Source organism: Bradyrhizobium sp. WSM4874 (assembly GCF_055811835.1).
The window spans coordinates 22,909-42,953 of record NZ_JBVVPR010000051.1; the positions used below are offsets into that span (position 1 = coordinate 22,909).

The following is a 20,045-nucleotide window of genomic DNA, read 5'->3' on the forward strand; positions in this document are numbered from 1 at the left end:
CTCAATACGGTGGGCCGCGGTACTATGGTGGGTCTCAGCCGTACCGGGCTTATGGATTGCGCAGACGCCCAGTGCAATTCGGTGACAGCGCTGACGTCGATCTCCGCGGAGCGGCTCCTGGCCCAACTGGCGACCCTAGGGGATAGCGACGACCTTGTGGCCTGGGCCAAAGCCAGCCTTGGCGTTGATCCCGTGCCCGCTTGCCTCCTTGGCATCCTCGGGCACGAGCTTCTTCAACTTAGCCTTAGAGAGCTCGTGCTTCCCGTGGGCATCCTTGGTGCGGAGATAGGTTGCAGCGAACTCGCCCCAAGCATTCGACGATGACATATCGACGACCTTAACGGCCTCCAGCCTTGGTCGCGGCGTTTCGATGTTGAAGAGCAGAGGCGTCTCGCCTCTCGATCGTGATGGCGTCCTCAACGAGGACGACGGCTATGCTTTCGATCCCGGGAGATCCGGTGGTAGAAGGAGCCCAAGAGGCCGTCAAAGCAGTGAATGACGCAAGGATGTTTTGCATTTGTAGCGACCAACCAATCAGGAATTGCGAGCGGGCTTTATGAGGAGCGGCATGTGCGCAATCTGCACGAATGGATGTCGCGTGAACTTGCCATCGCTGGTGCCCGTATCGATGCGTTCGAATTGCCCACAGCACCCCGATGGTCTGGTTGAGCGTTTTCGTGTCCTCTGCTACTGTCGTAAGCCGCAGCCGGGGATGATCAGAGCCCTCCTTGAGCGGTACTCGGCGGATATCGATGCTAGCTTCATGATCGGCGACAAGCAGAGCGATCTTGCTGCGGCTCAAGCGGCCGGAATAGCAGCCTATCTGTTTGATGGATCAAACCTCCATACGTTCATTGCCCCGTTGTTGACGGATCGCTCGTATCCTCCGGATCCGTCGCATCGCGGAGGAGCCGGAACCGAGGATTGAGGCCGTGGTCTTCGCGACAAACGCATTGCTCGATTGCTAAGTAGAGAAATCAAGGAGGCAAGTTGGCGTCAAAGCGACAAATCGAAGCCAATCGCGCAAACGCAGCGAGGAGCACCGGGCCGCAAACAAGCGCTGGCAAAGCAGCATCGAGCCGCAACGCCTATAGGCATGGCTTATCTCGTTGGGACGAACCCGCCGGTTCTGGCTTCGATGCAGTCCTTGCGGAAGACTTCAAAGGTACGGGCATGGAAATCGAATTCAAGATCTGGCTCAAGCTAGGAGTTGCCAGGATCGCCTGCGAGCTCTTAGGTTAGTTCTGATCTTGGCGGTGATTGAGGGCGCGGAACCAAAGCAAATGAGATATTTGTCGAGCTTGGAACGGTATGAGAAGGCTGCCCTCTCGCGGCAACGGCGGGGGTCTCAGGCCGGAGAACGTCGCGCCGATTGGACGGGCTGCTAGTATTTCAAAGTCTTGGAGGCTGCATGAACTACATTTTCCCGCTGCTGGCTGTCGCGGTCACTATCTGTCTGTTTGTAATCTACGCAATGGTGCGGCAGAGCTTGCGTCGATCTCGTCCAGCCGATGAGGTTCCTCACTGGCCGGATTCAAGCCTGAGATAGTCGATCGGCGTAGAGTGCCCATCGCCATACGCAGGTACATCGAAAAACCGAATCAGAGCTTGCGTCGTCGGGCAAAACAGTGGTTTTTGGGGTGCTGGTCCAATCGCAAATGGAGTCCAGCCAAATGTCCGAAGAATGCAATGCTTTGTCCGATCTGCCGGAAATAGCCAAGCTTAATGGAGAATTCCGAAGGAACTACGGGAAGCTTCTCGGAGCTTTCTTGCATCTGCGTTCGATCAGCGCCGCCCGTGGACGGTTCTTGTTCTGGAGCGCGTTGCTTTCAGCCGTTTGCTCCGCGGCGCTGGCGTGGCTGGGAAGCGGGGGCGTGTCGCTATCAGCTGCAGTTGACCAGCCGGAGAGCAATTGCGGCTTAGGGCGCATGACTGTGCCGCACTCTCGCAGCCCCGGAAACCAAAAGGGTGCAACTGAGCGACCACTCCGGCGTTTCTCGCGACGTTGCGGTGAGTTCTCGTCCTGGAAAGTGCGCAAACGGAACGGATAAGCTGGCATAAGAAACTGAACAGATAAAGCCTCCATGGAAGTTTGATCGAGGGAGAGATGAAACGAGCGCTTGCCATTGTGATGATGCTACTCTTGCCCACGCCGCTGAACGCCGGATCAACGATCGTGGGTGCTGGCCCGCAATCTTGTACCGCTTGGCTGAATAGGAAGAAGAACTTGGTCGTGAAGGCAGCCTTTCAATCCTCGGTCGTGGGCTTCGTCAGCGGACTAAACGTGAGTGCCGAGAGGGACATTGTCGGGGGCGGCGATTTCTCCGCGATCGTTGCTTGGATGGACCGGCGCTGCAAATCTAATTCTTCAGATCAAATTGGAGTTGCAGCTCTGGACCTAGCGATGGAATTGGCTGGTAACGCGGCGAAGCGCTGATCTGCTGGACACGCCAGTTGACGCTGAGGCCGCTAACGTCCTTAGCCCGGCGGAGCCCGCCGTGAATGACCCATGTGCGGATCAAGCTACCCGAAACAGATCTGGCTGGCGCTGCAGCTCGAGCTCGACGGGGTGGCGATCGGGGCACGCTGCTGGCCGGCGCCGGCGCCTGGACCTTCACCGAATACTGGACTCACCCGCGGCCTGTTTCACGGTCCGCCACCGCGCTGCATGACGAGCATCATCGCCGGCCGAGGCCGTTCATCGGAGTGGCGAGCTGGGGCACGGCCGGGCGGTTCGCTGCCGCGTGGCTCGCATGCGCCGCGACGGCCGGCATCGCGATCGCCTGTGCGACGACGGCCGGGCTGATGCTCGGCTATCTCGTCTACTGCACGATCCATCTAGCATGCACCACTTCGCCGCCCACCGCTTCGGTCGTTATGGCGCGATGATGCGGCGCCTGCACCAGGGCCACCATCGCGGCGGACATGGTAATTTCGGCGTGTCGTCGCCGCTATGGGACGTCGACTTCCGCATCTATCGGCCGTGAGGGCGCGACCATGCGTCTGCTCAACTACTACCTCGAGGGCCGCCGTTTCGAATGGCTCATCACCATCGCCATGCTGTGGCTGGCGGTGGCGATGTTCGTCTCGCCGCAGATCCTGCGCGCCTCGGGCGTTCGAGTGGATCACGCTGGTGATGACGACCTGGTTCACGGCGTGCTGCCTGTTCGCGATCGGCTGGGCGCGCCTGGCCGGGCTGCTGCTGAACGGCCGCCAAGTTCGCGGCCGCCGCGTCGGCCCGATGATCCGCGCCGTGACGGCCGCGGCCTGCGCGGTGATGTGGGTGCAGTTCGAGCTGGCGGGGGTCAAGATGTCGATCGAGCAGGGCTTCATGTCGCCCGGGGTGCCGTTCTGGACGATGTTGGTGGTGGGCGAGCTCGACGCGGCTTATCGGGTGGTGGAAGAGCTTCTTAAGGCACTGGGGCCCTGGCCATTGGTGCAGGGCATCGTCATCGGCCTGGTGGTGGCTGCCAGCGCTTCTGGGCAATCCGCAAGGACCTGCAGGACAACCAGCGCACGCGCGACGAAGGCGAGGGCGCGCGCACTGTGCCCATCGAGATGAGCGACCAGGAGAAGCGCTGGCGCTGGGAGGCCTACAAGCAGCTCGGCCATCTCGACGGCAATTCGTTCGACATCGTCCGTGACCTAGACCAGCTGGTCGAGTTGAATCGCGGCATTCTCAACGCGCTCAACCGGCTCACCGATAGCCGCTGGAACGGCGGGCAATAGGGCAGACCAACCATGCGTCGGATTCTCCTGCTCGCGGCGATCCTCGCCGCCGGCGTCGCCGCGCCGGCGCGCAGCGCCATGTCGACCCTATGCCTGTTTCTTCGCGGCCCGCTACATCGCGATGGCCGAGGGGTTTCAGTGTGCCGTCTTGCCGGCGTTCTGCGCGGGCGCGCATGCGCTGGTCGCGGAAGCCGGCGGCAGCAGAGTCGCGGCGGAGAGGCTGGCGCGCGATCGCGGCCACAGCCGGCTCTCGATCATGCTGGCTAAGCGCTACTGCAAATGAGGAGAGCGTGACATGAACTGGCGGACGGGGTTTGCCGTGTGTCTGGCGGCGATCGGTCTTGTGTTCGTCGCCATCGAGGTCAAGGTCGTGGTCGACCTGTCCCGGCACGTGGCCTGTGCGCCGTCGGCGGGGTTTGCACACCATAGGTGAGGAACAGTTTCAGTTCGCCCGACCGGATCTGCAAGCAAAAACGTTCTAATCGAGAATGATTTTCATGGTGCATGCTCGGACATTCGAGGTTCCGAGCAGACGCTGCTAGCTGCCGGCGAAGCGGTCGATGCCGAGCCGACGTCGGTCCGGTACGGTAAGAAACCGAGCGGATTGGTCAGGAAGGCTGTCAGCGGCTTCATCGTTGGCTTCTCGACGACGACGTAGACCAGCCAGGCGATGCCGGCGAGGAACGCCGGCAGCACGAAAGCCCGAATGAGCAGGTCGGTCGTGGACTCACGGCCGACATGCGCCCATTGCAGGATCATCATCCCGACATCCTGATGGATTAGGTAAAGCGGATAGCTGATAACGCCGATGAAAGCGAGCGCGCGGAAGGCGCGCGGCAAGAGGTAGTCATACCGCGCGGTGAGGTAGACCAGCGCCGTGCCCGTCCACAGTAACAGCGATCGATACATCTCGATCGGAACTGAAGGCTGTTTGACGTGGAATTTCAGATGATAAAGCTCAACTGAAAACGCCACCACGATCCCCGCGATGCCTTCCACGGTGCGCCCTCTGATGAGCGCCGCCACGCTCATGCCGGCAATGAAGAAAGGGAAGAAATCGTTATTGGTATAATAGTCGGTGCTGGTGGTGACCGTGCGAAAGGCGACGAACGCGCAGAGGAGCGCGATCAATCGCTGCCGCAGGCCGATTGCCATCATCAGGAAGCAGAAGACGTAAAACTGGAACTCCACCACCAGGGACCAGTAGGCGCCGTCCGGCAGCACGTAGTTCTTTTGGAGAATGTTAAGCGTCGCAAGCCCGAATGGCATGTAGAAGTAAGACAGCCAGTTCATCCCGCGCCCGGCCTCGACGAGGTCAGGTGCAAAATATTTGAACAGCGTCGTCAGCAACCCGCAGAAGACCAGGCCCGGCACCAGGCGGCCGAGCCGCTTCGCGTAGAAGTGCCAGGCTGTTTCTGACGTTTCGACACTGAACGCGATGCAATAGCCACTGATGATGAAGAACAGCAGGACGCCGAAAGTGCCGCGGTTAAAGACCTGCAACGGGACGAAATGATAAAGCAGCACCCAGATGATGGCGATTGCGCGGAGGCAATCGATTCCAACTGATCTTTCGGATTTCAAATGGTTTTCCCCCAAGGCCACGAGTTAAAACAGCGGGCCCTGGTTGTGTCAACCGCCAATGGTGGCCTTGGCATCGCTCTCGCGCGTGAGGTAGTCGGCCAGCGCCATCATGGCGAGGTCGTAGCTCTGCTCGATCTGCTCTGCGGGTGTCAGCTGCGCCATGGTTACAGATCCTCGCGCAGGCCCTTTAACGTCGGATGCCGCAGGCGGCCGTTGGCCGATTTGGCGCGATACTCGACTCCGCAGCAAGGCGTGGCTCGACCCAGATGCCCGTATTGGGGATGCGCCTGGCGAACGGCTGCGTCTTGCGCACCAGCTTCTGCAGCCGGCGCTGCAGCTCCCTCACGGCCGCGTCCTCGAAGCCGTGCTCGACCTTGCCGGCATAGAGCAACTCGTCGCCGTCCTGCCGGCCGACATAGATGACGTCGAAGCGGTTGTCCTTGATCTTGAAGCCGGCGATCGCCAGCGTCTCGCGATGCGCGCACGTCGTCTTGACCCAGTAATTGCCGCGCACGCCGCCATAGGGCGAGTCGGTGATCTTGGAGACGACGCCCTCGAGCTCGCCTTTGCAGACGCGCCGAAGAAGCTCGTCTCCGCCAATGTCGAAATGCTCGCTGTAGGCAATCGGCGTTCCTGATATCAGCGCTTTCAGTGCCGCCTTGCGCTCCAGCAGCGGCAGGCAGCGCAGGTCCCGGCCTTCAAGATAGAGCAGGTCGAAGGCGATCATCCGATATTTGTGGCGTTGCCGGCGAGACTCTTCTGCAGATCTGCGAAGTCGCCGCGCGGGACCCGGTCGACCTGCAAGCACCGGCTCGATGAAGCCCGGGAAGGGCGCCTTGGTCCCGATCTCGGTCCGCTTTCCGCGCCGCAACGCCACCGACCAACTCCACGCAACACAGACGTGGATTCGAGTCCTTCAGGGACGATTCGTTCCGGCCTTGTGCCACGGCCGGCGCCGGCCCTGGATCTCGCGCGCCATCTGGATCTGGTCGTAGCCGATTTGCCCGTGCAGATCCTCCCAGGCGGTTCGGAACCGGGCTTTAGCTTCGGTGAGGCTGCGGGCGCCGCCGCGGTGCTCGTTGCGCTGGGGGACGTTCGGCAGGATGACCGCCCACGACCAGCCGTCGATGCCGCCGACGCCACGGAAGATCCGCCCGATCGACAGCTCGTCCCAGATCACCTCGTAATGGCCGGATGCGGTTTCGCCGCCGATCACGGTCCGACGCATGGTGAGGTCGTCGGTCATGCTGGGAATTTTACCCATGAACAGCGCAGGAACGAAATCCCCGGATTTTCCCCGCGTGTTGCTACTTTTCTGCACTCAGGTGCCCATAACTGCCGATCGCTCGAAACGATCGAAAGCAAAAAGCTCTATGTTTTAAGGGATATGGATGGTGGGCGACAAGGGATGCAAAGGTGTATGAGCAGCGTGTGTGCAGTTCGCTGACTGCCTCGAAACGAACTGTTTGGTTACCGAAAGCTTTACTCATCGAAAGTGACTCGCAGCAGGAGAGCAAGCCAGCATTCAACGGGGCTTCAGGGTCCTCAGGTTTTGCTGTTGGGGAAAAGGGGCGTGGGCCAAAGGCGTTGGATTAAGTGCTGCGCAGCGTTGGTGACGCGCGATGAGAAGCTGATCGGGGCGTCGACTGAGCATGCTTGCGGCTGCAAGTCTCCGTGACCCGCAATGACCCGACCTTCATCATCGATCAGAATTGGATTGGTGAAGCTGAACCGCTTGATGCTCTGCGCGATCTGCTTGATCTGCTTCGGCGAATGGGTGCGGACATTGCCGGCGTAGGGCTTCGACGCGTCAATTGACAGGTGCTCGATCTGCAAAACTTTTCTCCTGATTGAGTTGGCCTAGGGCGAATTGCTCCGGAGAGGTTTTGCAGATCAGGCCTCGGATTCGCTCACGGAAATTGGCGGTTACAGTGCAGGATCGGAAGGCCGCGGATACTGGCGCTCGATCTCCGCTTCGAAGTCCTCCGAATCCCTGCAGCGTTCTCCGGGGTGACGGTGCCCGCCCTTCCAAAGCTGTGGCTATTGCGGAGGGTCGTCCAATCTACATTTTTCAAGCGCTTCCGCGCCCAAAATGCCAACAGGCGGTAAGCGCGCTCGCTGAGCGCGATTCGCTCGACCGTGCGCTCCTGCGCCGCCCGATCAGCCTTAAGCCGCCTGCACAGCCACGGATAGATCCTATCAATCTGCTCGAGCGTAAAGTCCTGCTGTGCCGGATGGTTAGGTGGGCGACCGCGGCGCTTGTGGATGGGAGGGCGCGGCGGACGTGCCATGGCGGATCGTCCTGAAGCCGCTGCTGATCAAACCGGACGCCCATGTTCGTTTCTCCTTAGGTTCGCTGGTCCGGAGAAACGCTAGCCCAGGAGGGTGCTTCAGCAGAGAGCGGCTCACCGCGTTGGTAACGCCCAAAATCCGATATTGCGGATTCATAGGGCTATGGGGGTAGCGGGGGAGTCCAATTGGCGAATGTAGAGGCCTCCTATCGCGTGTTCGAATTTCATCACAAGGGCGTGACAAGATGCTGGCTGGCGTGCCCGAAGAAGCGATGCAGGCGAGCTTGGTGTCACTCTGTCCATACGGTCTGGCGGATCAGGAGATCAGATGGTTCTCGTGCACTTGCTGGGACCACTGATCGGCTTCCCTGCTTCGGCTCGGCAAATTCGCTGTTCTTTGCCAGGCCATTCCCTGATAGCGGTCTGGAATTGCCTGTTATTTTCCACCCGTTGCTCGCCAGAAGCGCGTAAGCCTCGGATATCCGGGATTTTTGCGCTGATTTACACCTGAACAGGGCGCAGCGTTTGAACAGGGCGCAGCGTTGCGAAATATTCGCTGTTACCAGAACGAGGTCAGTGTCACCGCTCGTCCGCGATCACCTTGCCGTCGTTCGGCAGCGCACCGGGCCTCACCAGTTCAACCTCGCCTCCGAGCTTCGTCACGGCGCGCAAGGTGCCCGCAATCTCCTCGCGCAACGTGTCGTTCGCGGCAGCCGTTTCCGCTTTCAGCGTCATGGCATCGGCCTCGCCCTGGCGCGCGACGACGAGGCGCAATCTTCCGAGCGCGGAATGGCGCTTGCCGATCTCGGCGACCTGCTCGGGGCGGACGAACATCCCCTTGATCTTGGTGGTCTGGTCGGCGCGGCCCATCCAGCCCTTGATGCGCATGTTGGTGCGCCCACAGGGGCTGGTGCCCGGCAGTGCCGCGGTGAGATCGCCGAGCGCGAGCCGGATCCAGGGATGGTGCGGGTCGAGCGAGGTCACGACGATCTCGCCGACGTCGCCGGGCGCCACGGGATCGCCGGTACCGGGCTTGACGATCTCCATGATCAGATCCTCATTCACGACCATGCCGTCGCGCGCCACGGTCTCGAAGGCGATGAGGCCGAGATCGGCGGTGCCGAAGGCCTGGTAGGCCTCGATGCCGCGCGCCTTGATCTCCGCCTGGAGCGAGGGTGGGAATGCTGCGCCCGAGACCAGCGCGCGCTTGATCGACGAGACGTCGCGGCCGGAGCTTGCGGCAGCATCGAGCAAGATCTTGAGGAAGTCCGGCGTGCCGCTGTAGCCGACAGGACGGTAGGCCTCGATCAGCTCGAATTGCTGCTCGGTATTTCCTGGACCTGCGGGGATCACGGCGCAACCGAGCGCGCGCGCCGACGCATCGAAGATGAAGCCGCCGGGGGTGAGATGGTAGCTGAAGGTGTTGAGCACGATGTCATCAGGTCGGAACCCGGCCGCGAACAGCGCCCGTGCGCCGCGCCAGGGGTCGGCTTGCCGCCCCTCCGGCTCGAAAATCGGCCCTGGGGAGGTGAAGAGACGGGCGAACGAACCGGGCGCCGCCGCGACCAACCCTCCGAAGGGCGTCGAGGCCTTGTGCAGGGCCGGCAGTTCCGACTTGCGCAGCACCGGCAGGCCCGCCAGGGCCGCCCTGGAGGTCACGGTCGCCGGATCCACGCCTTTCAGGCGATCTGCATAGACGGGCGCGGTCATCGCACAGCGCAGCACGCCGGGCAGGCGGGCGAACAGATCGGCCTCGCGCGCGGCTTGTTCGCGCGTCTCGAGGGCGTCGTAATGGGCGGTCATGGCTGATCTTTCCGGGTTGGCATCCGTTGCGTGCCGCCGCCGGCATGGGTATCAGACGGCCATGGGCGAGGTTTGAAGGGGACGCGATGGCGGACGAGGGAATCAGTGCGGCGGACGAGGCGGCGGACGTCGTCGCGCGCCTGAAGCGCCGCATGATCGACGAGGCGCTGCCGCTGTGGTCGACGGTCGGTTGGGACCATGGCGCGGGTGGTTTCATCGATCGGCTGCACCGCGACGGCACGGCGGACGTGATCGCGCCGCGACGCGTGTTCGTGCAGGCCCGCCAGATCTGGTGCTATGCCAAGGCCGCGCAGATGGGCTGGTACCCTGAGGGGCGCGCCATCGCGCTCAAGGGGCTGGAGCATCTGCTCGCCAAGGCAAAGGCCCCCGACGGCCGGCCCGGCTACGTGCACCGGCTGACGCCGGAGGGCGCGGTGCTGGACGGCCGGCGCGATGCCTACGACCACGCCTTCATCCTGTTTGCGCTCGCGACCGTCTATGCGCTCGACCAGGACGCACAAATTCGCGCCGAGATCGACGCGCTGCTCGCCTTCCTCGACGGCCATCTGCGCTCGCCGCACGGCGGCGTCCACGAGAGCCTTCCGGTCTCGCTGCCGCGCCGGCAGAACCCGCACATGCATCTGTTCGAGGCGATGATCGCGTGCTTCGACGCGACCCACGATTTGTCGTTCCAGAACCGTGCCGGCGAGTTCTTCGCGCTGTTCCTCGCCAATCTCTACGACAAGCGGACGCGCGCGCTCGGCGAATATTTCGAAGAGGACTGGTCGAAGATCGCGCCGGTCAGCGTCGAGCCCGGCCATCAGGCGGAATGGGTCTGGCTGCTGAAGGGATTCGAACGCATCACGGGCTGCCCGACCGGACAGCGGCGCGCCGAGCTGCTGGAAACCGCGCTGCGCTATCGCGATGAAGCCACCGGCTGTCTGGTCGACGAGGGTGACGACGCCGGCAACATTCGCCGCAACACGCGCCGGCTGTGGCCGCAGACCGAGATCGCGAAGGCGCGGATCGCGCAGGCCGAATCCGGCGAGGAGGGCGCGGCGGACGAGGCGCGCATGGCGCTGGCGCGGCTCGAACGCCATTATCTCAGCCATCCCGTGCGGGGCGGCTGGTACGACCAGTTCGACCGCGACGGCAAATCGCTGATCGACACCATTCCTGCGTCGTCGTTCTATCATGTTCTCTGCGCAGTCACGGAAGCGGAGCAGGTGCTGGAAGGTTAAAGCCAGCGCTTGCGCCGCTTGAAGCTCTTGAGGTTCTTGAAGCTTTTGCGCTGGTCGCCGGCGCCGCCGAGGTAGAATTCCTTGACGTCCTCGTTGTCGCGCAATTCGTCCGCGGTGCCGTCGAGCACGACCTTGCCCTGCTCCATGATGTAGCCGTGGCTTGCCACCGACAGCGCGGCGCGGGCGTTCTGCTCGACGAGGAGAATGGTGACGCCGAGGTCACGGTTGATCTTCTGGATGATCGAGAACACCTCTTTCACCAGCAGCGGCGACAGGCCCATCGAGGGCTCGTCCATCAGGATCATCTTCGGGCGCGCCATCAGCGCGCGACCGATCGCGAGCATCTGCTGCTCGCCGCCGGAGAGATAACCCGCCAACCCGGTGCGCTCCTTGAGGCGCGGGAAGTAGTTGAAGACCATGTCGAGATCGGCGCCGATCTCGCGGTCCCTGCGGGTGAAGGCGCCGAGCTTGAGGTTTTCCAGCGAGGTCATGTCGGCAACGATGCGCCGGCCCTCCATCACCTGGAAGATGCCGCGACGGACGATCTTGTCGGGATCGATGCCGTTGATGCGCTCGCCCTCGAACAGGATCTCGCCGCGCGTGACTTCGCCGTCCTCGGTCTTGAGCAGCCCGGAGATCGCCTTCAGCGTCGTCGACTTGCCGGCGCCGTTGGCGCCGAGCAGCGCCACGATCGCGCCCTTGGGCACGTCGAGGCTGAGACCGCGCAGCACCAAGATGACGTCGTCGTAGACGACCTCGATGTTGCGCACGCCGAGGAGAGGCGGTGCGGGTACGACGCCGGGGGAGGGGCGAGCTGCTTCGAGGGTGTCGGTCATATCAGTTGCCGCCAATTTGCTGTGCTCGTCGTGCCCGGGCTTGGCCCGGGCATCCACGTACTTCGTCCGAGTGGTCAGGCGCGGATGGCCGGGACAAGCCCGGCCATGACGTCCGATGTTGTGGTTACCAGCCCAGCAATTCCGGCTTGCGCGGAAGCTCGACAGTCTTGACCTTCTCGAGCTTGATCGCGCCCTTAGCCATGAGGTCGTTGAGGTCGCCGTCGGTCGCGCCCGCAATCTTGGTGCGGTAGAGATCGACCTTCAGCGTGCCGCGGTGGTCCTTGTCGGTCCAGGTCGAGGCATTGCAGACGCCTTCCATGCCTGATGGCACCCAGTCCTTCTTCTGGTAGAAGCCCTTGGCGACGTTCTCGCCGGTGGCGCCGCCGTTCTTGGCGGCCCAATCGATCGCTTCCTTCATGTAAAGCGCCGAGCAGACGGCCGCGATGTAGTGCACCGGGCGATAGACCTTGCCGGTAGGATCGGACATCTTCGAGATCTCCATCACCGTCTTCATGCCGGGCGCATCGCCGCCCCAGCTTACAGCGGTGCGCAGCGGGAAGATCACGCCGTCGGCGGCGTCGCCCGCGGTCTTGGCGGCATTCTCGTCCATGCCCCAGACATTGCCCATGAACTGGATGTCGACGCCGGCGGTCTTGCAGGCCTTCATCACCGAGATGTTGGACGCGGCGGTGTTGCCGAGATAGGCGTAGTTGGCGCCTGAGGATTTCAGGCTCAGGCACTGCGCGCTGTAGTCACCCGGCGCGAGCGCGAAGACCAGCGGCGGCAGCACCTCGAAGCCGAGCTCCTGCGCCATCGCTTCGCCGGCGGCCTTCGGCGCGTTCGGATAGGGGTGGTTGGCCCCCATGTGGACGAACTTCGGCTTGCCGGACTTGCTTTTGGCCTTCCAGTCTTCGGCTGCCCACATCAGCATCGCGCGCAGCGAGTCCGAATAGCTCGGACCGTAGAAGAAATTATACGGCGCGGGCTTGGCCTTGCCGCTGACGCCTTCGGGATCGGTGAGGGCGGCGGCGTAGGAGCCGGAGAGGTCGGGGATTTTATCTTGTGCGAGGAAGCCGGTCAGCGCCTCGGTGTCTGCCGTGCCCCAGCCCATGATCGCCGCGACTTTGGAGTCCGGCGCCGACCACTTCTTGTAGAGCGCGATGGCGCGCGGCACCTGGTAGCCATAGTCGTTGGTGTCGACGTTGATCTGCTTGCCGCCAACGCCGCCGTTCTTGTTGACCCAGGCGAAGGTGTCGGCGACGGCCTGGCCGTAGGGCGTGCCGACGTCGGACGTGCCGCCGGAATAATCGGCGAGATGCCCGATTGCGATCTGCGCCTGCGCGCCTGACGAGAATGCGGCGATCGCCAGTGCAAGCGATGCGGTGCTCAAAAGGGATTTTGTCTTCATTGGTTGCCTCCTCCTGTTTATTTGTTGGTTAGAGAGTTGCCCGCGCTCAATGGGAGAACGGGTAGAGTTTCCAATACGCCTTGATCTGTCGCCAGCGATGGGCGAGCCCGTCCGGCTCGAACATCAGGAACGCGATGATGATCACCCCGATCGCGATCTCGCGCAGGAAGGTGATGTTGTTGTTGAGCGACAGCGCCTTGTCGATCGCGCCGCCCTTCAGCGTCACGCTGAGGAACTCCATCGTCTCGGGCAGCAGCACCACGAACGCGGTGCCCATCAGCGTGCCCATGATCGAACCGGTGCCGCCGATAATGATCATGGCGAGGAACAGGATCGAGCGTTCGATGCCGAAACCCTCTTGCGACACCACGAGCTGGTAGTGCGCGTAGAGCGCGCCGGCGATGCCGGCGAAGAACGCCGCGAGCCCAAATGACAGCGTGCGGTACTTGGTGAGATTGATGCCCATGATCTCCGCGGAGAGATAATGGTCGCGGATCGCCACCAGCGCGCGGCCGTCGCGGGTGCGCATCAGATTGGTGACGAGGACGTAGCTTGCAACTACGTAGGCGAGTACGACGTAGAAATATTGCCTGTCGCCGCGCAGCGTGTAGCCGAAGATCGAGAACGGATTGGCGCTGGCCGGCACCGAGCCGCCGGTGAACCACTCCGCGCGGGAGAAGAAGTCGAGCAGGATATATTGCGCGGCGAGCGTGGCGATCACGAGGTAGAGCCCCTTCAGCCGCGCCGCCGGGATGCCGAAGATCAGCCCGACCAGCGCAGTGACGACGCCCGCGAGGGGGATCGCGAAGAACACCGGGATCGATGTGCCGTTAGAGATGTAGGCAGACGTGAACGCGCCGAGCAGGAAGAACGCGGCATGGCCAATTGAAATCTGGCCGGTGAAGCCAACCAGGATGTTCAGCCCGAGGGCCGCGATGGAAAAGATGCCGATCTGAATCAGGATGCTGAGCCAGTACCCGCCAAGGAATTGCGGCACGAGGCAGAGCAGTACTACGCCGGCGATCGCAAAATTGCGGCTGGTCGTGGTCGGAAAGATCGTGGTGTCGGCCGCGTAAGAGGTGCGGAAATCACCAGCAGGGATGAGCGCGGGGCCGGCCATGTATCAGATCCGTTCGATGTCGTGGGTGCCGAACAGGCCGTAGGGCTTGATCATCAGCACGATGATGAGGACGTAGAACGGCGCGATCTCGTAGAGATTGCCCCAGTGAAGGTATTCGCTGTCGACATATTGCGCGATGTTCTCGAGTAACCCGATGATGATGCCGCCGAGCACGGCGCCCCCGACGGAATCGAGCCCGCCGAGGATCGCCGCCGGAAACACCTTAATGCCGTAAGCGGCGAGGCCCGAGGATACGCCGTTCACGACGGCAACAACGACGCCTGCCACCGCCGACACCGTTGCGGAGATCGCCCAAGCCATCGCGAACACGCTCTTCACGGAAATGCCGAGAGATTGCGCGACCTGCTGGTTGAACGCGGTGGCGCGCATCGCAAGCCCGTACTTTGAGGCGCGGAAGAACCAAGCCATGCCGATCATCATCGCGATCGAGACCACGAGGCTCATGACATAGACGGTTTGGATCTGAAGCCCGAACAGGCTGACGGACTGGCTCTCGAACACGCGCGGGAACGGCTGCGGATTGACGCCGAACATCCATTTCAGCGTCGCCTGCAGCACGGTGGACAGGCCGATGGTCACCATGATGACGGAGATGATGGGTTCGCCGATCATCGGCCGCAGGATCAGAACCTGCACCGCGATGCCGAACACGAACATGAACATCAGCGTCATCGGCATGCCGATCCAGAACGGCACCTGATATTTCGCGAGCAGGGTCCAGCACACCCAGGCGCCGACCAGCAAGAGTTCGCCCTGCGCGAAATTGACGACCTGCGTGGCCTTGTAGATCAGCACGAACGACATCGCGACCACGCCATAGAGCGTGCCGACCACGAGGCCGTTGACCAGGAGCTGAATGAGAAAGGCGGTGTTCATGTTATGCTATCCTTCACCTTCTCCCCGCTTGCGGGGAGAAGGGTGTATCGACTGGCAGCGTACGCCCGTTTGAAAGCGTGCTCACTCCGCGGCCTCCGCGAGCTGGCCCGGTCCACCCAGATCCACGACCCTCAGCATTGTTCGTACGCGCTGTGTGGTGCCGTCCTGGAACCGGATCACAGTGTCCACGGGGATGTCGGCCTGGCCGCGGTAGATCGCGTCGATGATGCCTTCGTATTTTTCGTTGATGACGCTGCGGCGCACTTTCCGCGTGCGGGTAAGCTCGCCGTCGTCGGCGTCGAGCTCCTTGTAGAGCAGCAGGAAGCGCGAGATGCGCTGTGCCTGCGGCAGAGTGGCGTTGACGGTCTCGACTTCCTTCTTGAGCAGCGCATAGACCTCGGGCCGCGAGGCGAGATCGCTGTAGGTCGTGAACGAGAGCCGGTTCTTCTCCGCCCATTTGGAGATGATCGAGTAGCGGATGCAGATCATCGCCGCGAGCGCGTCGCGGCCTGCGCCAAGCACCACGGCTTCCGCGATATAGGGCGAGAACTTCAGCTTGTTCTCGATGAACTGCGGCGAAAAGCGCTCGCCGCGCGAGGTCTCGGCGAGATCCTTGATGCGGTCGATGACCACGAGCTGGCGGTTCGCGTTGAAATAGCCAGCGTCGCCGGACAGCATCCAGCCGTCCCTGACGTCGGCGACGCTCGCCTCCGGGTTCTTGTAATAGCCGAGGAACATGTGGGGATGCCGCACCACGATCTCGCCGACACCGTGAACATCGGCATTGTCGATGCGGATTTCGACGCTGTCGGCCATCGGCACGCCGGTGGTGTCGGGATCGACCTTGCCCGCGGGATGCAGCGTGTAGGCCCCCAGCAGCTCGGTCTGGCCGTAGAGCGTGCGCAGCGGCACGCCCATCGCCTGGAAGAACTTGAATGTCTCGGGCCCGAGTGCCGCGCCGCCGGTTGCAGCTGAACGCAGGCGGGTGAAGCCGAGGCGGTCGCGCAACGCGCGGAACAGGATCGCGTCGGCAAAGCCGGAACGCTGGCCCTGTTCGAGCGCGGCAAGCCCGCTCCTCATGCCGATGTCGAACAGGCTTTGCTTGAAAGGCGTTGCGTCCATCACCCTGGCGCGGACGTCGGCGGCGATCGATTCCCACACGCGCGGTGCAAACAGGACAAACGTCGGTGCGATCTCGCGCAGATCGCTCATCATGGTCTCGGGCTCTTCGACAAAGTTGATCTTCATCCGGCACAAGAGGCCTTTGCCAAGTACATAGACCTGTTCCATGATCCAGGGCAGCGGCAGCACCGAGACGTATTCGTCGTCCGGCCCCTTCGGGTCGAAAGCCAGATACGTCGCGCAATGGCCGAGCACGCGGCCGGCGGCGAGCATCGCGAGCTTTGGATGCGAGGTGGTGCCAGACGTCGTGCAGAGGATCGCGACGTCCTCGCCCTTGGTCGCGTCCACCAGCCGGTCGTAAAGCTCCGGTTCGCGCGTCGCCCGCGCCCGCCCGAGTTCGGCAAACGTCTCCGCCGACATCAAACGCGGATCATCGTATTTCCGCATGCCGCGTGGATCGGAATAGATGATGTGCTTCAGCTTTGGGACGCGGTCGGCGAGCGTGAGCAGCTTGTCGACCTGCTCCTCGTCCTCGGCGAAAACGAGCTGCGCCTCGCCATAATTGAGGAGATACGAGGCTTCTTCGTCGAGCACGTCGCGATAGAGCCCGAGGCTCAAGCCTCCAACCGCATGAGTGGCGATTTCCGCCGCGACCCAGTCCGGCCGGTTGTCGCCGATGATGCCTATGACGTCTTGGCGCCCAAGGCCCAGTTCGACGAGGCCGAGCGCGAAATCGCGCACCCGCCTCTGGTAGGCGTTCCAGGTGAACGGGCGCCACAGCCCAAGGTCCTTCTCGCGCAGCGCAATCTCGTTGCCGTACTCCTTCGCATTGAGCCGGAGCATCTTCGGATAGGTGTCGGCCTGCGCGACGCGGCCTGCGTAATCCATCATGCCGCGCTCTCCTGCGCCGGCGGAGCATCGTCAGGATCGACCAGCACCTCGTCCTCTTCGCCGAGATAGGCGCGCCTGACGTGGGGATCGGCGAGCACGGCGGCCGGGTCGCCCTCGGCGATCTTGCGGCCGAAATCCAGCACCATGACGCGGTGGGAGATGTCCATCACCACGCCCATATCGTGCTCGATCATCACCACGGTCATGCCGAACTCCTCGTTGAGATCGACGATGTAGCGGGCCATATCCTCCTTCTCCTCGAAATTCATGCCGGCCATCGGCTCGTCGAGGAGTATGAGGCGCGGCTCCAGCGCCATGGCGCGCGCGAGCTCCACGCGCTTGCGCAGGCCATAGGAGAGGGTGCCGGCTTGCGCCTTTCGCACCGACTGGAGATCGAGGAAGTCGATGATTTCCTCGACCTTGCGGCGATGCTCGAGCTCTTCCTTGCGCGCGCCGGTGAGCCAGTACAGCGAGCCCGTGAGGAAATTGTTCTTCAGGAGGTGATGGCGGCCGACCATGATGTTGTCGAGCACGCTCATGTGGTGGAACAGCGCCAGGTTCTGGAAGGTGCGGCCGATGCCGAGCGACGCCCGCGCGTTGGGCGTCAGGCCAGTGATGTCGCGGCCCTGGTAGAACAGCTGGCCTTCGGTCGGCTTGTAGCGGCCGGAAATACAGTTCACGATCGACGTCTTGCCCGCGCCGTTGGGGCCGATGATCGAGAACAGCTCGCCTTCCCTGATGGCGAAGCCGACATCAGTCAGCGCACGAACGCCGCCGAATCGCAAGGACACGCCGCGCACTTCAAGACTGGTAGCCACCAAACAGAACCCTCCCGGTGATGGCGCATTCAGTGGCGCTCTTCGTCCGTTCTATAGGGCGATCCTAGTACGGCCGTGCCGGTGAGGCCATGCAGCAGATGGTCTCGACCGGAGCCGCGCCGCTCTCGTTCCCGTTTGGGATCAAAAGCCGCATCGCCCGAGGTGGTCCTCAATAGGGGAAAGCGCTATTTTGAAATGTCTCCCGGCTGACAATTCTGCGACAAAGTTTTTGGATGGGAGCATCCTCCATCTTTCGTCGGATGGTGGTCGGAAAGATCATGCTGCATTGCAGCAGAATAAGGAGTGACGCACGGTGCGGCTGGCTTCGGGATCATGATTTCAGAAGATCAACTGAAGCGCGTCGCTGCCTGGTCGCGCGAGCTCACGCAAGCGGAGATCGAGGTCGCTCGCGCCGGGATAACGGAGCGGTCCTACGGCACCGGCGAGACCGTCTTCATGCGCGGCGACACGTTCGACTATTGGGCCGGCATGGTCTTCGGCCTTGCCCGGATGGGCGGGGTCTCGCGCGACGGCAAGGAGACGAGTCTTGCCGGGCTGACGGCAGGCGCCTGGTTCGGCGAAGGCAGCGTGCTCAAGAACGAGCCGCGCCGCTATGATGTGGTCGCGCTGCGCAACAGCCGTGTCGCACTGATGGAACGTAGCGCCTTCATGTGGCTGTTCGAGAACAGCGTCGGCTTCAACCGCTTCCTGGTGCGCCAGCTCAACGAGCGGCTCGGCCAGTTCATCGGCATGCTCGAAGTCAACCGTACGCTGGATGCCACCGCGCGGCTTGCCCGCAGCATCGCCTCGCTGTTCAATCCGATCCTCTATCCGGAATCGACCGCGCATCTGGAGATCACCCAGGAAGAGATCGGCGCGCTTTCCGGCATGTCCCGCCAGAATGCCAACCGCGCGCTGAACCGGCTGGAGAAAGAAGGCTTGCTCCGGCTGGAATATGGCGGCGTCACCATCCTCGATATCGAGCGATTGCGCGGGTACGGGGATTAGCGTCCATTGGCGGGGGCGTGCACCGGCCAGAGGTCAGCGCGCCAGCGCACCGCGATCGCCATCATTGCGATGAACCCCGATACAGCATAGAGCGACCCCGTCGCGGAATAGCCGATGATGTCGATCAGGCTGCCGGCCGCGAGCAATCCGAGCGGCAGGCCGTAGATCACCATCATGCGCACGCCCATGACGCGGCCGCGAAGGTGTGCGCTGGCCGTCCGCATCAGGATGACGGCAGCTGATATCATCGACATGCTCTGGGCGATGCCGGCGAGCACGAGGCAGGCCATCGCCACCGGCATCGTCCTGATCTCGACGAACACCAGCAGCATGGCGTACCAGGCCAGCGTCGCGCCGATCAGGAGCCGGGCAATGCGCAATCCGCTGACGAGGCTGAGCGTGATGGAGCCGATCAGGGAGCCGACGGCGAAGCTCGCCGAGAGATAACCGAGGCCGGTTTGGTCGGTATGAAAGATATCCCGCGCGATGTAGGGCAGCAATCCGCCGGTGAAAGGAAATGCGGTCAGGTTGGCGAGGAAGGCGACGCACAGCGCCGCGCGCATTCCCGCGCCATTCCAGGCGTAGACGATCCCTTCCTTCAAATCGACCAGCAATCTCGAAACGGCGCGACTGTCCGCCGGAAGATGAGTTGTGGCAATGGTCCTTTCCGGCCGGGTCAGGCAGAGCATGAGCAGCGCGGCCGCGAGATAGAGGCAGACGATCACCACGTAAACGAGGCCAATGCCGAGGACGGCAAACAGCCCGGCGCCCGTCAACGCGCCGGCGATGCGCGCGCTGTCCTGGGTCGTGCGCGCAACGCTGATGGCGCCCACCAGTTGCTCGGTCGGCATGATCTCGGCAAGCAGCGCGCCGCGAACGCCGAGGTCCGAGGGTCGAATCAGGCCCATGATTGCGACGATGATCATGACGCTTAGCGGCGTCAGGTGACCGGTCAGCGCCAGAATCATGATGGTCGACGCGAGCACCATATAGGCAAGACGCATCGCGACCAGGAGATCGCGATGACCCATGCGGTCGCCGACCATGCCGAACACCGGCGCCACCAACGTCCCGACGAACTGGAGCGACGCAAGCACGGTGAGTAGCAGCACCGAGCCGGTCTCGACCATGATGTACCAGCCGAGCACCAGCGTCTCGATCTCGAATGCCCAGGAGGTGAGCAGATCGGACGGCCATTGAAAGCGATAGTTGCGGATGCGGAATGGCGCGAGCGCGGAAAGACGTATGGTCGTGCTCAAGACCCGACTACTGGTTTCACGGCGATTCTCTGCCCTTT

Annotated in this window: 20 protein-coding genes and 1 pseudogene; 8 read left to right on the plus strand and 13 right to left on the minus strand. The window is 62.7% G+C overall.

Going from position 1 to position 20,045, the window contains the following annotated elements:
• Positions 1 to 135: 135 nt before the first annotated feature.
• Positions 136 to 396 (minus strand): annotated as a pseudogene (locus AC0L3P_RS33820) (hypothetical protein); the annotation flags it as partial.
• Positions 397 to 598: 202 nt separating this feature from the next.
• Between AC0L3P_RS33820 and AC0L3P_RS33825 the strand changes: the two are divergent.
• The 6 genes from AC0L3P_RS33825 (at position 599) to AC0L3P_RS33850 (ending at position 4,162) form a co-directional block, all read left to right on the plus strand.
• Positions 599 to 928, plus strand: a complete 330-nt coding sequence (locus tag AC0L3P_RS33825; protein WP_473308611.1) for an HAD hydrolase-like protein — start codon at positions 599 to 601, stop codon at positions 926 to 928.
• 1,179 nt (positions 929 to 2,107) lie between these two features.
• Complete coding sequence (locus AC0L3P_RS33830) at positions 2,108 to 2,437, plus strand: hypothetical protein (protein ID WP_473308612.1); 330 nt, start codon at positions 2,108 to 2,110, stop codon at positions 2,435 to 2,437.
• A gap of 65 nt (positions 2,438 to 2,502) precedes the next feature.
• Positions 2,503 to 2,889 (plus strand): hypothetical protein, encoded by a 387-nt coding sequence (locus AC0L3P_RS33835; protein WP_473308613.1) that lies wholly within the window; start codon positions 2,503 to 2,505, stop codon positions 2,887 to 2,889.
• Between the two features lie 247 nt (positions 2,890 to 3,136).
• Complete coding sequence (locus tag AC0L3P_RS33840; protein WP_473308614.1) at positions 3,137 to 3,562, plus strand: hypothetical protein; 426 nt, start codon at positions 3,137 to 3,139, stop codon at positions 3,560 to 3,562.
• Positions 3,547 to 3,729: a hypothetical protein gene (locus tag AC0L3P_RS33845; RefSeq protein ID WP_473308615.1), complete on the plus strand. Its 183-nt coding sequence runs from the start codon at positions 3,547 to 3,549 to the stop codon at positions 3,727 to 3,729. Before AC0L3P_RS33840 ends, AC0L3P_RS33845 begins: the two co-directional genes overlap by 16 nt.
• Before the next feature lie 295 nt (positions 3,730 to 4,024).
• Positions 4,025 to 4,162 (plus strand): hypothetical protein, encoded by a 138-nt coding sequence (locus AC0L3P_RS33850; protein WP_473308616.1) that lies wholly within the window; start codon positions 4,025 to 4,027, stop codon positions 4,160 to 4,162.
• 62 nt (positions 4,163 to 4,224) lie between these two features.
• On the opposite strand, the gene AC0L3P_RS33855 is transcribed toward AC0L3P_RS33850, so the two are convergent.
• From AC0L3P_RS33855 to AC0L3P_RS33875, 5 genes are all read right to left on the minus strand, one after another.
• Positions 4,225 to 5,334: an acyltransferase family protein gene (locus AC0L3P_RS33855; protein ID WP_473308617.1), complete on the minus strand. Its 1,110-nt coding sequence runs from the start codon at positions 5,332 to 5,334 to the stop codon at positions 4,225 to 4,227.
• 166 nt (positions 5,335 to 5,500) lie between these two features.
• Positions 5,501 to 6,040 (minus strand): ATP dependent DNA ligase, encoded by a 540-nt coding sequence (locus tag AC0L3P_RS33860; protein WP_473308618.1) that lies wholly within the window; start codon positions 6,038 to 6,040, stop codon positions 5,501 to 5,503.
• 189 nt (positions 6,041 to 6,229) lie between these two features.
• A complete protein-coding gene (locus AC0L3P_RS33865; protein WP_473308619.1) occupies positions 6,230 to 6,559 on the minus strand; it encodes a hypothetical protein in 330 nt (109 codons plus the stop codon).
• A 299-nt stretch (positions 6,560 to 6,858) separates the two neighbouring features.
• Complete coding sequence (locus tag AC0L3P_RS33870; protein ID WP_473308620.1) at positions 6,859 to 7,149, minus strand: ParB N-terminal domain-containing protein; 291 nt, start codon at positions 7,147 to 7,149, stop codon at positions 6,859 to 6,861.
• A gap of 1,034 nt (positions 7,150 to 8,183) precedes the next feature.
• On the minus strand, positions 8,184 to 9,407 hold the full coding sequence (locus AC0L3P_RS33875) for a phenylacetate--CoA ligase family protein (RefSeq protein ID WP_473308621.1): 1,224 nt from the start codon (positions 9,405 to 9,407) through the stop codon (positions 8,184 to 8,186).
• An 86-nt stretch (positions 9,408 to 9,493) separates the two neighbouring features.
• On the opposite strand from AC0L3P_RS33875, the gene AC0L3P_RS33880 reads away from it, so the two are divergent.
• The gene (locus AC0L3P_RS33880; RefSeq protein ID WP_473308622.1) at positions 9,494 to 10,648 is read left to right on the plus strand and encodes an AGE family epimerase/isomerase; all 1,155 of its coding nucleotides are present in this window, start codon (positions 9,494 to 9,496) and stop codon (positions 10,646 to 10,648) included.
• Here the strand turns inward: AC0L3P_RS33880 and AC0L3P_RS33885 are convergent.
• The 6 genes from AC0L3P_RS33885 to AC0L3P_RS33910 all read right to left on the minus strand — a co-directional run bounded on the left by AC0L3P_RS33885 (position 10,645) and on the right by AC0L3P_RS33910 (position 17,740).
• On the minus strand, positions 10,645 to 11,484 hold the full coding sequence (locus tag AC0L3P_RS33885; RefSeq protein ID WP_473308623.1) for an ABC transporter ATP-binding protein: 840 nt from the start codon (positions 11,482 to 11,484) through the stop codon (positions 10,645 to 10,647). The genes AC0L3P_RS33880 and AC0L3P_RS33885 overlap by 4 nt on opposite strands.
• Positions 11,485 to 11,608: 124 nt before the next feature.
• Positions 11,609 to 12,892, minus strand: a complete 1,284-nt coding sequence (locus AC0L3P_RS33890; RefSeq protein ID WP_473308624.1) for an ABC transporter substrate-binding protein — start codon at positions 12,890 to 12,892, stop codon at positions 11,609 to 11,611.
• Positions 12,893 to 12,938: 46 nt separating this feature from the next.
• On the minus strand, positions 12,939 to 14,012 hold the full coding sequence (locus AC0L3P_RS33895) for a branched-chain amino acid ABC transporter permease (RefSeq protein WP_473308625.1): 1,074 nt from the start codon (positions 14,010 to 14,012) through the stop codon (positions 12,939 to 12,941).
• A 3-nt stretch (positions 14,013 to 14,015) separates the two neighbouring features.
• On the minus strand, positions 14,016 to 14,909 hold the full coding sequence (locus AC0L3P_RS33900; protein WP_473308626.1) for a branched-chain amino acid ABC transporter permease: 894 nt from the start codon (positions 14,907 to 14,909) through the stop codon (positions 14,016 to 14,018).
• Positions 14,910 to 14,990: 81 nt separating this feature from the next.
• Positions 14,991 to 16,922, minus strand: coding sequence for an AMP-binding protein (locus AC0L3P_RS33905; RefSeq protein ID WP_473308627.1), 1,932 nt, complete (start codon positions 16,920 to 16,922; stop codon positions 14,991 to 14,993).
• Positions 16,919 to 17,740, minus strand: coding sequence for an ABC transporter ATP-binding protein (locus AC0L3P_RS33910; RefSeq protein WP_027519023.1), 822 nt, complete (start codon positions 17,738 to 17,740; stop codon positions 16,919 to 16,921). The genes AC0L3P_RS33905 and AC0L3P_RS33910 overlap by 4 nt, the downstream gene beginning before the upstream one ends.
• 333 nt (positions 17,741 to 18,073) lie before the next feature.
• Between AC0L3P_RS33910 and AC0L3P_RS33915 the strand changes: the two genes are divergently transcribed.
• Positions 18,074 to 18,748, plus strand: a complete 675-nt coding sequence (locus tag AC0L3P_RS33915) for a Crp/Fnr family transcriptional regulator (protein WP_106946375.1) — start codon at positions 18,074 to 18,076, stop codon at positions 18,746 to 18,748.
• On the opposite strand, the gene AC0L3P_RS33920 is transcribed toward AC0L3P_RS33915, so the two are convergent.
• On the minus strand, positions 18,745 to 20,007 hold the full coding sequence (locus tag AC0L3P_RS33920) for an MFS transporter (protein ID WP_473308628.1): 1,263 nt from the start codon (positions 20,005 to 20,007) through the stop codon (positions 18,745 to 18,747). The two genes, AC0L3P_RS33915 and AC0L3P_RS33920, sit on opposite strands and share 4 nt — an antisense overlap.
• Positions 20,008 to 20,045 lie beyond the last annotated feature (38 nt).